At 38.8% G+C, this 14,430-nt stretch carries 14 protein-coding genes; 6 read left to right on the top strand and 8 right to left on the bottom strand.

Annotated elements, in window-relative coordinates:
• Window positions 1–201: 201 nt before the first annotated feature.
• The 4 genes from rubA to oxyR all read left to right on the top strand — a co-directional run bounded on the left by rubA (window position 202) and on the right by oxyR (window position 3,576).
• Window positions 202–366 carry a rubredoxin RubA gene (rubA, locus tag ACF8D3_RS02670; protein WP_004678010.1) on the top strand — a complete coding sequence of 55 codons (165 nt, stop codon included), beginning with the start codon at window positions 202–204 and terminating at the stop codon, window positions 364–366.
• A gap of 82 nt (window positions 367–448) precedes the next feature.
• A complete protein-coding gene (gene rubB, locus ACF8D3_RS02665; protein WP_278596060.1) occupies window positions 449–1,630 on the top strand; it encodes a rubredoxin reductase RubB in 1,182 nt (393 codons plus the stop codon).
• A gap of 89 nt (window positions 1,631–1,719) precedes the next feature.
• Complete coding sequence (gene estB, locus ACF8D3_RS02660) at window positions 1,720–2,664, top strand: esterase EstB (protein WP_004880698.1); 945 nt, start codon at window positions 1,720–1,722, stop codon at window positions 2,662–2,664.
• A gap of 6 nt (window positions 2,665–2,670) precedes the next feature.
• Window positions 2,671–3,576, top strand: a complete 906-nt coding sequence (oxyR, locus tag ACF8D3_RS02655; RefSeq protein ID WP_004880701.1) for a LysR family transcriptional regulator OxyR — start codon at window positions 2,671–2,673, stop codon at window positions 3,574–3,576.
• A gap of 53 nt (window positions 3,577–3,629) precedes the next feature.
• Here oxyR and dusB read toward each other — a convergent pair whose 3' ends face one another.
• Window positions 3,630–4,655: a tRNA dihydrouridine synthase DusB gene (gene dusB, locus ACF8D3_RS02650; protein ID WP_004880703.1), complete on the bottom strand. Its 1,026-nt coding sequence runs from the start codon at window positions 4,653–4,655 to the stop codon at window positions 3,630–3,632.
• Between the two features lie 82 nt (window positions 4,656–4,737).
• Between dusB and ACF8D3_RS02645 the strand changes: the two genes are divergently transcribed.
• Complete coding sequence (locus tag ACF8D3_RS02645; RefSeq protein ID WP_004880705.1) at window positions 4,738–5,946, top strand: DUF1615 domain-containing protein; 1,209 nt, start codon at window positions 4,738–4,740, stop codon at window positions 5,944–5,946.
• Complete coding sequence (locus tag ACF8D3_RS02640; protein ID WP_392469969.1) at window positions 5,913–6,587, top strand: HAD family hydrolase; 675 nt, start codon at window positions 5,913–5,915, stop codon at window positions 6,585–6,587. Before ACF8D3_RS02645 ends, ACF8D3_RS02640 begins: the two co-directional genes overlap by 34 nt.
• A gap of 41 nt (window positions 6,588–6,628) precedes the next feature.
• On the opposite strand, the gene proB is transcribed toward ACF8D3_RS02640, so the two are convergent.
• The 7 genes from proB to ACF8D3_RS02605 all read right to left on the bottom strand — a co-directional run bounded on the left by proB (window position 6,629) and on the right by ACF8D3_RS02605 (window position 14,407).
• Window positions 6,629–7,762 (bottom strand): glutamate 5-kinase, encoded by a 1,134-nt coding sequence (gene proB / locus ACF8D3_RS02635; RefSeq protein ID WP_004880712.1) that lies wholly within the window; start codon window positions 7,760–7,762, stop codon window positions 6,629–6,631.
• Between the two features lie 15 nt (window positions 7,763–7,777).
• Window positions 7,778–8,995 (bottom strand): Obg family GTPase CgtA, encoded by a 1,218-nt coding sequence (cgtA, locus tag ACF8D3_RS02630; protein WP_007479946.1) that lies wholly within the window; start codon window positions 8,993–8,995, stop codon window positions 7,778–7,780.
• Between the two features lie 113 nt (window positions 8,996–9,108).
• The gene (locus tag ACF8D3_RS02625; RefSeq protein WP_007479944.1) at window positions 9,109–9,789 is read right to left on the bottom strand and encodes a hypothetical protein; all 681 of its coding nucleotides are present in this window, start codon (window positions 9,787–9,789) and stop codon (window positions 9,109–9,111) included.
• Window positions 9,789–10,532 carry a hypothetical protein gene (locus ACF8D3_RS02620; RefSeq protein ID WP_004880719.1) on the bottom strand — a complete coding sequence of 248 codons (744 nt, stop codon included), beginning with the start codon at window positions 10,530–10,532 and terminating at the stop codon, window positions 9,789–9,791. The genes ACF8D3_RS02625 and ACF8D3_RS02620 overlap by 1 nt, the downstream gene beginning before the upstream one ends.
• A gap of 137 nt (window positions 10,533–10,669) precedes the next feature.
• Complete coding sequence (locus ACF8D3_RS02615; RefSeq protein ID WP_392469965.1) at window positions 10,670–12,127, bottom strand: glyceraldehyde-3-phosphate dehydrogenase; 1,458 nt, start codon at window positions 12,125–12,127, stop codon at window positions 10,670–10,672.
• Between the two features lie 646 nt (window positions 12,128–12,773).
• Window positions 12,774–13,718, bottom strand: a complete 945-nt coding sequence (gene rarD, locus ACF8D3_RS02610) for an EamA family transporter RarD (protein WP_392469963.1) — start codon at window positions 13,716–13,718, stop codon at window positions 12,774–12,776.
• 104 nt (window positions 13,719–13,822) lie between these two features.
• Window positions 13,823–14,407, bottom strand: a complete 585-nt coding sequence (locus ACF8D3_RS02605) for a lipocalin family protein (protein WP_392469960.1) — start codon at window positions 14,405–14,407, stop codon at window positions 13,823–13,825.
• Window positions 14,408–14,430 lie beyond the last annotated feature (23 nt).

Here is a 14,430-nt window from a genome sequence, read left to right as displayed (position 1 = left end):
ACAAGAGTTTCAGCTGAAATTGCCATATCACTTTTTACATAAATGATTAAACTCTTGCATTTGCTTTACTTAAATGTCGTTCTGCGTAAAAATCTAACTCCTGATCAACACAAGTTAGTTCTATTGCTGCGATCATAACGACATTATGGAATAGTTTTACTGAAAGGCAACTTGAGCATACCTATCAGTTTGGAGAGTCACATGAAAAAATATCAATGTATCGTTTGTGGGTGGATTTACGACGAAGCAGAAGGTTGGCCACAAGACGGCATTGCAGCAGGTACTAAATGGGAAGATATCCCTGATGATTGGACTTGCCCAGATTGCGGCGTTTCAAAAGCTGATTTTGAAATGGTCGAAATCTAAATCATTCTAAAAGGCCATGATAATGATCATGGTCTTTTTTCTTATCATTTGTTTTACTAATGGAAAAATATTGGAGAATATCATGCATCCTATCGTCATTATCGGATCAGGTATGGCTGGTTATACCGTTGCAAGAGAATTTCGCAAACTCAGCCCTGAACAAGAACTTGTTATGATCTGTGCGGATGATGCGGTAAATTATGCAAAACCAACATTATCCAATGCTTTTGCCGGAAATAAAGCGCCTGAACAAATTGCTTTAGGTGACTCAGCAAAAATGGCAACCCAGTTAAATATGCGTATCGAAGCAGAAACGTGGGTAAAAGAAATCAAAGCTGAAAGCCATGAGCTAATATTAGAAAAAAATGGTGAGACAATCACTCAACCCTATTCAAAACTTGTTTTGGCTGTAGGCGCTAACCCAATTCGTCTTGCGATTGCGGGTGATGGCAGTGATGATATTCATGTTGTGAACTCATTGATTGACTATCGTGCTTTCCGAGAAAATCTTGCAAAACGTAAAGATAAGCGTGTCGTTATTTTAGGTGCTGGTTTAATTGGTTGTGAATTTGCCAATGATTTATTGCATAGTGACTATGATGTGACTGTCATTGATCTAGCGCCACAACCATTAGGTCGTTTATTACCAAACCACGTTGCAGAGGCATTTCAAACCAACTTAGAACAAGCAGGCATTAAATTTGCCCTTTCTACAACAGTTGAAAAAGTAACTAAAATTAATGATGGTGAAGACTACGCTGTAACATTGGCAAACGGTCAAACTTTAGTTGCAGATATCGTACTTTCAGCCATTGGTTTACAACCAAATACAGCATTAGCAAAATCAGCAGATATTCAAACTAGCCGCGGCATCATTACTAATACGCTATTAGAAACCAATCAACCTGATATCTATGCAGTTGGTGACTGTGCTGAAGTCAATGGAACATTACTTCCATTTGTGATGCCAATCATGCAACAAGCACGAGCATTAGCAAAAACACTTAGCGGACAAAGTACCGCTGTACACTACCCTGCTATGCCAGTCGCAGTGAAAACACCTGCTGCTCCATTAACCGTTCTACCAGCACCATTAGATGTAGATGTTAGCTGGGAAACTGAAGAATTTGATGATGGTATGATTGCGAAAGCGGCTGATGCTGCTGGCACATTGAGAGGTTTTGTTCTGTTAGGGGCAACGGCAGGGAAACAACGTTTAACGTTGACCAAACTTGTACCTGACTTGATTCCTGCTCAAATTTAAGGTTTAAATACGAGAGTTTATTGTAAAATGACTTCCAATAAACTCTCTAAATATTGTTTATAAAAATAATTCAATTTGGAATGAATGCCATGAACAGTGCCCTACAATTCAACGTGTCACCATATGCTCCATTTATGCAAGAAACTAAAGTTACCTTGGGTAATGGCATTGAATTACATGTAGAAATGGGTGGAAATCCTGAACATCCAACAATCTTATTGATTATGGGTTTAGGTGCTCAGATGCTGTTTTGGCCAGATTTCTTTTGTAAATCCTTAATTGATCAAGGTTTTCGCGTTATTCGATTTGATAACCGTGATATTGGCTTATCTTCAAAAGTTCGCCATAAAGGTCAAAGACTCAATACCATGAAATTAATGAGTCGCTTTATGTTTGGTCTTGCGAATCAAGGTGCACCTTATACACTGTATGACATGGCAGATGATGTTGCCATGTTAATTGATCAGCTTGGCCTAGAAAAAACCTATATTCTAGGTGCTTCAATGGGTGGGATGATTTCTCAAATCGTTGCTGCAAAATATCCAGAAAAAGTAGAAAAAATCGGACTACTATTTACGAGCAACAACCAACCCTTACTCCCTCCTCCGTTTCCTAAGCAGTTATTTAGCTTATTGGGTAAGCCTGAAGCGCATGATGAAGATTCAATTGTAAATCATAGTTTAAAAGTATTTCACATCATTGGCTCTCCTGGTTATGTGAACCAAGTAGAAGCAATTCAAACTATTCGCAAATTATATCGCCGTAGTTTTTATCCAGCGGGTGTACTTCAACAGTTTTTAGCAATATTATGTACAGGTTCATTATTACCATTGAACAAGAATATTATTCAACCGACCTTGGTGGTACATGGCTCTAAAGACCGATTGTTACCGCCGAGTCACGGGAAAGCGGTTGCAAAAGCGATTTCTGGTGCTAAGTTTGAATTAATTCAAGGAATGGGGCATGATATTCCTGCTCATTTCATTCCACAACTTAGCGGTTTGTTTGCTCATCATTTTAGATCATCACACTAGGACACTATGGCTGCATTACCCTCATTAAGACAGCTATCATATTTAGTTACGTTGTCAGAAACTTTACATTTTACTGAAGCAGCGCGCCGTTCATTTGTCACCCAATCGACGTTATCGGGCGGCATTATGGAGTTAGAGCGTCTATTGGGTGGCGTCCTAGTTGAACGTGATCGTCAAAACGTCCGCTTAACCCCACTCGGTGAGCAAGTTGTAGCTCGAGCACGCGTATTACTTGCGGACGCTCAAGACTTAATGCGCTTGAGTCGAGAGATGAGCGAACCTCTCACAGGTGATTTGCATCTTGGGATTATTCCAACGATTGCACCATTTATTCTGACTCAGCTTCTTGATGAAGTTCATCAACAGTTACCTAAAATTCAATTACATCTACATGAAGCACAAAGTGAAAAGATTGTAGAAAAGCTTGAACATGGTAATTTAGATATGATCGTTCTTGCGCTCCCTTTTGATACACGTAGTTTGAAAGTTGAAGAAATTGCCAAAGAACATCTATTTCTTGTTTACAATAAAAAAGACACGAATGCAGCAAATGCCAATTCGCTCGATGATCTTGATTTGACGCGTTTAATGTTACTTGAAGAAGGTCATTGTTTACGTGACCACGCTTTAAGCGCATGTCCTGTTGGCGAACGTAAAAATGATCACCGCTTGAAAGCAAGTTCGCTTCCAACACTCGTTGAAATGGTGTCTTCTGATTTAGGCTTTACCCTACTTCCAGAAATTGCACTAAAAAACAGTATGATTCATTTCAATGAAGATATTGCTGTGAAATCTATTGAAGATGCGCCAAGCCGTACATTGGCATTGGTAACACGGAAAAGTACCCCACTCCAAAGTGAGTTTGATGTGATCCTGCAAATTTTGCAGAAAATTACCTCTCACTTAGAGTAAGAAAAAGCCTGCAATCAAAATTGCAGGCTTTTTTAATGATAAACAAAAATAGATTATTTAATTTCTAATAAGTTGACTTGTTCAACTTGCACATCACTCATACGTTGACCTTGATCAAGCAACTGATCAAAGTAAGCCTCAACAACTTTAGCTTGATCGACTGTGCTCTCAACTTTATACATACTTTGGCGAAACTCATTGCTAGAACGCAAGCCTTTGGTGTACCAAGCAATATGTTTACGTGCAATACGACATCCAGAATATTCACCATAAAACTGATATAACTCAGCCAAATGGCCTAACAAAACATCTTTCACTTCAGCAATATCTGGTGCAGCTAAATGCTCACCTGTTTTCAAATAATGTGCAATTTCTCGGAAAATCCAAGGTCGTCCTTGTGCTGCACGCCCAATCATAATGGCATCTGCACCCGTGTAATCTAAAACATATTTAGCTTTTTCAGGACTATCAATATCGCCATTCGCAATTAAAGGAATATGAATCGTTTCTTTAACTTGTTTGATTAACTCGTAACGCGCGGTATTTAAATACATGTCTTCACGAGTACGACCATGCAAAGCTAATGCGGCAATACCTGCCTGTTCTGCACGCTTTGCGACTCGTAGAATATTTTCATGTCCGTTTAAAAAACCTAACCGCGTTTTTAACGTTACAGGGACATCAACAGCAGCAACAACCGTATCTAAAATTCGAGCGACTAAATCTTCATCTTGTAACAACGCAGATCCTGCAAGCTTATTACAAACTTTCTTGGCAGGACATCCCATATTGATATCAACAATTTGGGCGCCATTTGCAACTTGATAACGTGCGGCTTCAGCAAGTTGTTCAGGATCAGAACCCGCTATTTGTGCTGATATAGGTGCAAGTTCACCATCAAAATTTGCCCGATATAGGCTCTTTTTACTCATACGCAAGGTTTTGTCCGCAGTCATCATTTCACTAACCGCATGACCAGCACCAAAGTATTTACATAACGAGCGAAATGGACGGTCAGTAACACCTGCCATTGGAGCAACAATCAAATTATTTGACAGTTGATATGAACCAATATACATATATTTTCTTACAAATTCTGATCAACATAGTATACTTCATTCGCCCATTCAGCTCATCTTTTTATGCGGTGCTGTCCAGATTATGAATAAACCCTCTTCTGCTCGTCCATTCATCAAAACACTTAGCATGCTTACTGCTTGTATCAGTTTAGTGGCTTGTGGAGATAGTTCATGGTGGTCAAATAATAAAGAACCTGAAATGGAAGCTGAACAAATTCAGAAAGTCATTCCACCTCGCGTTCATGGTCGTCAGTCTTGGTCACAGGACATCTTCGACATTATGGAACAACTCAAAATTCCAAAAACCAAACAAAATGTATGCAGTATTGTTGCTGTGGTTGACCAAGAGTCGAACTTTGTTGCTGATCCAACAGTTCCAGGTTTAGGTGAAAAAGCTGTTCAAGAGATCAACACACGCTTAAATGAAAAGTTTGAAGCAAAATTAGGCGAAATGATTGGGGGAACTGTTGCTGGTTATTTTGAAGATGTTCTCAAAAACCAACCAACACCAGAAAATAATTACATGAGCCAAATGCGTAAAGTAAAAACTGAGCGCGAACTTGATCTACTTTATCGTGAAATTTTTGACTACATGTCTCAGCACTATCATGTGAGTGCACTCACAGGTGCAGCTAAGCTGGTTGGTCAAGACATTGGCGAAAAGATGAATCCAATTACCACTCTGGGTTCTATGCAAGTCCATATTAACTACGCAAAAGAACATAAACGCCAAAGTGGAAACATCGCTGAATTGCGTAATGATCTTTATACCCAATATGGCGGCTTATATTATGGTATTCATCGCTTGATGGAATACCCTGCGGATTATGACAAAGCAATCTATCGTTTTGCTGACTATAACTCAGGCATGTATTCCAGCCGTAACGCTGCGTTTCAGTCTATGTTAAATGCGCTCACGGATACTGAAATTAGTTTGGATGGTGATTTATTACTGTACAACAAAGATGGCGGCATCAAAGCAACACAAAGCCAAACTGAAAAAGAGCTAATCGCTGCATTTGCACAAAATAACGTGCTCGTTACACCAAGACAAATTCGCTCTGACTTGAAAAAAGAAAAGGAAAAGAAATTTGAAGATACGCAAACTTATTTAGCTCTACAAAAACTTTATCAGAATAAAACCAATAAAGAACCAATGTATGCGGTGATGCCGCAAGTCGTCATTTCTGGGCCTAAATTAAGCCGTGACTACAATACAAATTGGTTTGCTAGCCGTGTAAATGGAAGATATGAATCATGCATGCAAAGAGCGAAACGAATAAAACTATAAATCTTGCTTTATTTGATTTCGATGGAACACTTTATCCCAAAGACAGCTTTACTGGGTTTATTTTCTATACCCTTTCAAAACGTCATATTGTAAAAAATGGGCTGAAAATCCTCCCTTGGATTCAAGCCTATTATTTAAAGCTATATCCAGCACATGCAATGAGACCACGTTTATATCAAAGCATGTTTAAAGATATACCTTTAGATTTTGTGGATAAACTAGCCCAAGAATATGCGCAAAAACTAATTAAAAAACTTGATCCTGATTTGCTGCATCAGCTAAAACTCCACCAACAGCGTGGGGATCGAGTTGTGTTAGTTTCAGCCTCAATTGATCTGTATTTAACCTATATCTGCAAGTATTTAAATATTGAATTAATTTGCACTGAAACAGAATATAAAAATGGATTATTAACAGGCTTTTATCGATCAGAAGATTGTAGCTGTGAGCAAAAAAAATTTCGAATTATGCAGCAATATCAACTATCTGATTATCAATTTATCTATGCATATGGCAATAGCGAAGAAGATTTAGAAATGTTATCGATTGCAGATTATGCATATATGGTAGGCGAAGAAAAAGCTTTACCAAAATTAAAACCACAGGCACCCAAGATTTGCGAAAACATGAGTGAAATATAAAAAAAGCTCGCTGAATACGAGCTTTTTTTCTTTTCATCAATTTAATAAATCGCCATATGATCGCGATGAATCATTTCTAAAGAACGTGCTTCACCTAAAACTTGATAGACTTTTTCAGAAGATAAACCTTTGATTCGCTCGGCTGAAGTTGAACTAAAATTAACTCGACCAACAGCGACACGACTGCCACGCTGATCAATACATTCAACCACGTCACCACGCGCAAAATGCCCTTGAATGTCTTTCACACCGACAGGCAATAAACTACGATGTTTGAGCTTAATTGCCTCAACTGCCCCATCGTCGATCACTAAGCGGCCAGCTGTTTGTAGATGTGCTGCTAACCATTGCTGATGCGCTGTGACACGATCATTATCCGTAGTAAATAAAGTGCCTAACATTTCACCCGCCATTAAACGAGCCAAAACATTATCACTTTCACCGCTTGCGATTAGCGTCGGGCAGCCAGACTTTGCAGCCAATCTTGCAGCACGAACTTTGGTTACCATACCGCCACGACCAAGCACACCACCACCACCCGCCATTTCAAACAGAGTGTCATCTAAAGCGCGAACAGCGGAGAACAACTTCGCATTTGGATTACTTCTTGGGTCAGAATCAAACATACCTTGTTGATCAGTTAAGATAATCAACAACTCTGCATGAACTTGACCCGCAACCATGGCTGCTAACGTATCATTATCACCAAATCGAATTTCATCTGTAGAAACAGTATCATTTTCATTTATGACAGGAATAACACGCCAATCAATCAAATTTTGTAAGGCATCACATGAGTTCAGATAACGACGACGATCAGCAAGATCATCGTGCGTCAATAAGACTTGTGCTGTTTGGATACCATGCTGCTCTAATACACTAGACCAAGTATGAATCAAACCCATCTGTCCGATGGCTGCACAAGCTTGCAAACTGGGTAGATCGGTGGGTCGACTCGCAAGCTTCATGCGTACCATCCCTTCTGCTACTGCGCCTGAAGACACTAAAATAATCTCATGTCCAGCATTGTGTAGATCAGCAATTTGTTTCGCCCAATGCGAAATTGCATTTAGATCTAGACCTTGCCCATTTGCAGTAAGTAAAGATGATCCGATTTTAACAACGATTCGTTTACACGCATTGAGCTGACGTTGCCCATCGACCACTTCTATCATTTCTTCCTCGGTTTACTAGTCACGAACGTAGATGCTTTCTACGCCGCCATCATCTTCATCGTCATCAAAGTCTTCATCATCGTCAAAGTCAGCTTCACGCTGAGCTTTACGCATTGCACGATATGCTTCTTTTGCTGCGATGGTTTGTTCACGTGTCTCAGCTTCAAGCTGCTCACGGAATGCTTTAATCTCTGCCGCGTACTCTGGATCTTCAACTTCGCGTTCACGTTGTTGTTCAATTTGATCCATTAAGTAATAAACCACATCCTTGGTTCCTTCTGACATAAGACCAGAAGTTTTGAATACTGGACCAGTCCATTGCAACTCATCAAGAATGTGCTGACACCACTCTTCTCTTGACTCTTCAGGAATTTGATCAAGCTTATTTAATACAAGAACCACAGGAAGTTTTGCCAATGTCGGAGAGAATTTTAATAACTCACCTAAAATTGCTCTTGCATTGTGTGCTGGGTCAGAACCATCAATTGGTTGAACATCAACAATATGCAAAAGAATACGTGTACGAGCCAAGTGTTTAAGGAAACGAATCCCTAGACCTGCACCCTCTGCTGCACCTTCGATCAAGCCTGGAATATCAGCCATTACAAACGAACGATGGCGATCAGCATCGACCACACCTAAGTTTGGCACCATTGTCGTAAATGGATAATCAGCAACTTTCGGTTTTGCTGCACTGACTGCACGAATAAATGTTGATTTACCCGCATTTGGCATACCGAGTAAGCCGACATCAGCAAGTACTTTAAGTTCTAAACGTACTTCACGGTATTCACCTTTGATACCATGGGTACATTTACGTGGAGCACGGTTAGTCGATGATTTAAAGTGTGTGTTTCCTAAACCACCATCACCACCGTTTGCAACTTTCACACGTTGACCATCAGCAACCAAGTCACCAATAATATCGCCTGATTCTGTATCAACAATGGTCGTACCTACAGGTACTTTTAAAATGACATCTTCACCGCCACGACCAGAACAATTCGCACCTGAACCATTTTTACCACGTTCAGCACGGAATCGACGCGTATATCGGTAGTCTACGAGCGTGCTAGTGTCATCATCGGCCTGAATATAAATACTTCCGCCACGTCCACCATCACCACCATCTGGGCCACCAAAAGGGACAAATTTTTCACGGCGAAAACTGGCTACGCCATTGCCACCGTCGCCAGCCTCTACGGTTATGACTGCTTCATCAACAAAGCGCATGTGCCAATCCTCTGAAATCTTAAAAGCGGACTATTTTGCCACATTTTATAAAATTTCTCGAATAGAATAATCAGCAAATACGTATCAAACATTAAAAAAGATTTTTATTTCTATTAAGGTTTCACATTCTTCAATGGCAACTCCATCTGCATATCTAAATTCGCTTTAGTTTGCTGAACTGAGTTAAACATCGTGGCATTAAAAGATGAGATATTACTCATATTCACCGCATCATTCATATAAAAGCTTGGTTTAAACTGATGTTTCACAGGTAAATTTACTGATTCATCAAATCCAAAATGAACAGGGCCACTAAATACGATTTTTACAGGAACGGTATACGTCCGCTTCAATTGAAATGGAATGTCGAGCTTTACGGGTACATCTAGTTTTAATGGAAATTTCGGTAATAGTTTATTTTGGTAAATTAAGTCAGTACTCGTTTCAACAGGCATGACCTGATCAACTTTGAGCATTGTTTCATAGTTAATATTTACGGTAATCGGTGTTTCTACTTCAAAACTTAAATCCGCTAAATATTTACCTTTCAAAGGAAGTTGTAGAGTTCGATCAATATCCAAGGTTGTATTGAGTTGACCCTGTGATTTTACTCGTAAATGATCACCCACCTGAATTTGTGTAGCCAATGATTCAGGCAGGCGGATATCCGCCTGTTGTGCAGAAACAATCAAAGATGCTTGTATATTCAAATACAACCAAAACAAGATCGCAACTAACGTTGTGAGTATTACAAAACTGATCACAAAGCTTTTAATTGATTTGGTGATATCCATTATTCACCTATTTTTACGTCACGTGGTTTTGCAGGCTCATCTACAGGTTGAGTTTTAACACGATCCAAATACATCGTTGAAAGTGGAATTTTCAACTCCCCTTCAGCAATTTTAACTGGAAGCGTATTTTTTACGTCAACCGATGCATTTAGCTCAGATGTAATAGGTACATTTAATTTGCCTTGAATAGGAATATTGGCATTAAGTTGTGCTTTTAATGGAATATTTAAATTTTCTTTTAAAACAGTACGGACTGGCGCATCAAATTTTAAATGAACTTTTTGATTTAAAGGAACTTGGATATTAATCGGCACATCCAGTTGCAAAGGAATAGACCCTTTCAAGGGTAAAGTGACATCTTTACCTAAAATTTTAACTTGAACTTTTGTATCGATTGGCAGACTTTGATTAACCTTAATCGTTTCATTGACAGGAATTGTGGTGCTGATCGGCACCAAATTATCAAAATACACCCGTGGTGTTAATGTTTGTGTCAACGGAACATTGAGTTGCTCATCGATTGGAATTTTTGCATCCACGCGACCATCCACATCTACATTTAATGCATCTTTCACTTTTACACGAACTTGTAATGGCTCTTGTAAATCAATCGCAACATCTTGATTTTTGAGTGGGATATAAATATTAAAATGTTTAAATACCCACATGGCAATATAAACACCACATAGGTTAGCAACAATAATTAGGCCAAAAATCGCCAGCACACGTTTAAACTGCAACAATGAAGTATTCCTAACAAATCATTTCCCTTTGTGGTTATTCTCATCGATTTTTATGTTTTAATCTGCATAGATTCTGTACAGTCAATAAAAAGCCCAGTTTAAACTGGGCTTTTATTGTATAGCTTTGCTAACAAATATTATGCATTTGTTTCAGCAGGGACTTTTGCATAGCTTACGCCACACATTTGTTCAGCGATACGTAATACTTGGCAGCTATAACCAACTTCGTTATCGTACCAAACATACGCAGTTAAACGGTTACCAGAAGTGATTGTTGCTTGTGCATCAAATACACCCGCTGTACGAGAACCGATAAAGTCGCTCGATACAACTTCTGTTGAGTTGGTATAACCAATTTGACCTTGTAACTTAGAGTTAATCGAAATTTGACGAATGTATTCGTTCACTTCTTCACGATCAACTTCTTTGTCTAAAGTTAAGTTCAAGATAGCAAGAGAAACGTTTGGTGTTGGAACACGTACTGAGTTACCAGTTAACTTACCTTTAAGTGCTGGTAATGCTTTTGCAACTGCTTTTGCCGCACCAGTTTCTGTAATAACCATGTTCAATGTTGCAGCACGACCACGACGATCTGCTTTGTGGTAGTTGTCGATTAAGTTCTGGTCATTTGTAAATGAGTGAACTGTTTCAACATGACCATTTAACACTTTGTATTTGTCATCTAAAACTTTTAATACAGGTGTAATTGCATTCGTGGTACAGCTTGCAGCAGAGATGATTTTGTCTTCATCTAAGATGTCAGCTTGGTTCACACCAAATACAACGTTCTTCATGTCACCCTTACCAGGTGCAGTCAACACAACGCGAGCAACGCCAGCACATTGTAAATGCAGAGCTAAACCATCAACATCACGCCATTTACCAGTGTTGTCGATAAGAAGTGCATTATCAATGCCATACGCCGTGTAATCTACTTCGCTTGGGCTAGAAGCGTAAATTACTTTGATGAATTGACCATTTGCGATGATCGCTTCGTTTTCTTCATCAACAGAAATCGTACCGTCGAAAGTACCGTGAATAGAGTCACGACGTAATAACGAAGCACGCTTAGCTAAGTCACCATCAGATGATTTACGCACAACGATTGCTTTAAGGCTTAAACCACGACCCAAACCAGATTGGCTGATGATTAAGCGCGCTAAGATACGACCGATACGACCAAAACCGTAAAGAACAACATCTTTAGGCTCAGCAGCAGTTGAGTTACCTTGGATTGGAGCAACAGCTTGTGCAACAAATGCATCAACATCGCCACCTTGGTTCTTGTATTCAACAGCAAGTTTGCCGATATCAACTTCAGCTGAACCAATGTTTTCAACTTTCATTAACGCTTCTAAAATAGGGAACGTATTTACAACTGAAAGCTCAACATCAAGCATACGAGTACGACGGTGAGTTTTTAAAATTTGGATTACTGAACGGTTAATTAAAGAACGACCGTAAACAGAAACCACGATGTTTTTCTCACGGTACAATTGACCAATTAATGTAATCATACGTTCCGCGATTTCTTCACGGTTTTTCCAACGACCTTGGTGTTCTGCGTGTAGGGCAACGATAGTTTCTTTGCTCACAGTTACGTCCTCTAATTTATATATACTGGGCGTGAATTTTTAAAACGCCATTATTGTAATAGAATTATCATCAAGATTGAATCAAAAGCTGCTAAACGAGCTAAGATTTTGTACTAATTGACTATAAATTCATAAAATACCTATAATTATTTTTATGAATTTTGGTGAATATTCATTTTCATGACCCGCTTGAGTTGATTTTTACTCATACGGATGATGAAGCTACTGATAAATATAGTTATCCTTTACACGATCCTAATAACTACAACAAACAGTAGGATCAAAAATTAAAATCACCAATCGAATAAAACCAACCTAATGAAATATAATAACAAAAATTATATTTCAACTCATTACAACACTTAACTAACTCAAGGTAAAAATGAATTTTAAAATATGGTTATTACTCATTAGCATTCCTCTTGCTTGTGAAGTCTCTATGGGCTTTATCGGATTATTTGGACTGCTACTCACAAATATTGTCTATTTTCCTATTTCTTGGATTGGTGAGCCCTTTTTCAACTGCAACGGTGAGGTTGGCTGTCTGCCTAAGGAATATGGACGTATTTTAATGTTTCTCACCATTAACCGAATGTACTACTTATATGCGAAGCTTAAAGGCCTTTAGTTCAAAACTAGACTCATATTAATCTTGCTCATTGTCACTGAGCCGTTTTGAATATTGTTGTAAATTCAATTCCAAATGTTGTTTACGTAGTCTTTGTTGATACAGATGGATCGCCCCTTCGATCACCAAAACCAAGACGGCTAACCAAATCGGTATATAAGTAAGCCACTCTTCTGTACCTATTTTTTCTCCTAACATCAAAGACACTAATGCTAATAAAACTGGCTCTAAATATCCCAATAACCCAAAAATAATCAATGGTAAGTATCGACTTGCTAAAAGATAACATCCCAAACCAATCGCACTTAATGCGCCTAAGCCCATGACGATAAAGGTTAAACTTGGATGGTCAAAAAACTTCAAATATGGTGTGATACCTGTTTGTGTCAAATAAATTGCAATAGGTAAAATCAATATAAGATCCCACCAAAATCCACCCAAATTATCAGTATTGATTTTTTTTCGAATCACAAAATAAGCTGCATAACCTATTGCGACCAAAGCCGTTTCCCACGCAATACTCCCCAAACGCCACATTTCGTGTCCTACACCAAACACTGCGAGTAACACAGCCAAACACTGTAACTTAGAAAGTTTTTCTCCATATAAAACACTTCCAGCGAGCACCAGTACAAGAGGTAATAGAAAATAACCAAGCGAAACCTGCAATCCTCGACCATGCATCGGCCCCCATAAAAAAAGCCATAATTGCGCAGAGGTTAGAACCGAGGTTAGTATTAACAAGAGGAGTAAACTAGGCTTTGCTAATACTCTTTGGAAAATAGTTTTAATATGACCCAAATCACCACTAAACCACATAAATAGAGTTAAAAATGGCAAGGTCGCAATGATGCGCCAACCAAAGGTTTGCTCACTATCCAATGCACCTAAAAATTGGGTATAAAAATAAAGAACACCAAAGGTCACAGAAGCCAAAACTGAATACGCAATTCCCTTAAACATTTTGACCTCTGGAGAGAAAAGTGGTTCAAGAAAAACTTGATTAATCCACTATATGAGAAATAAAAAACCATGCAAGCGCATGGTTTAAAAATAAAGTGCTGTTTCTAGCGATGTTCAGGGTAAATAATATCATTAATCTCATAGCCAAGGGACTTGGCATAATTTAGATATTCATGAATCACTTCTTTTTTCGGATTTGGTGTTCGTGAAAGCACCCATAAATATTTTCGCTTCGGCTCTCCGACTAATACTGTCTGATAATCTTCATCAAGTTTTAAAATCCAGTAATCCCCTCGCCCAACAGGAATCCAACGAACACCTTCAGGTAGGAAACTTACATTTAATTTAGTATTAAAAGGTGCATTCACCACAAATGCTTCACCAAGACTTTGCTGAAGATTTCCATCAACGTCATAGCATTTATTATCGACAACAATATTGCCATTTTCATTTACGGTATACGTTGCTGAAACGTTATACGCGCACTTACGTTCGAAATACATCGGCTTGCGAGCAACTTCGTACCAAACACCCAAATACTTGTCTAATTCTACTTTTTCAACGGTTGCTAAGGGCCTCGCTTGAGCATAAGAGATTGTTGCTACAGCCAATCCAGTTAAAACAGCTCCACCCACTGCAATTTTTGCTAAACGCCAACTCGCTTTCGGGAAATTTTTAATAAAGGGCATCAGAAATCCTCAAAGCAGAAATT

Source organism: Acinetobacter sp. YQ_14 (genome assembly GCF_043102985.1).
Classification (GTDB): domain Bacteria; phylum Pseudomonadota; class Gammaproteobacteria; order Pseudomonadales; family Moraxellaceae; genus Acinetobacter; species Acinetobacter venetianus.
This window is presented reverse-complemented; position numbering and strand designations above follow the sequence as displayed.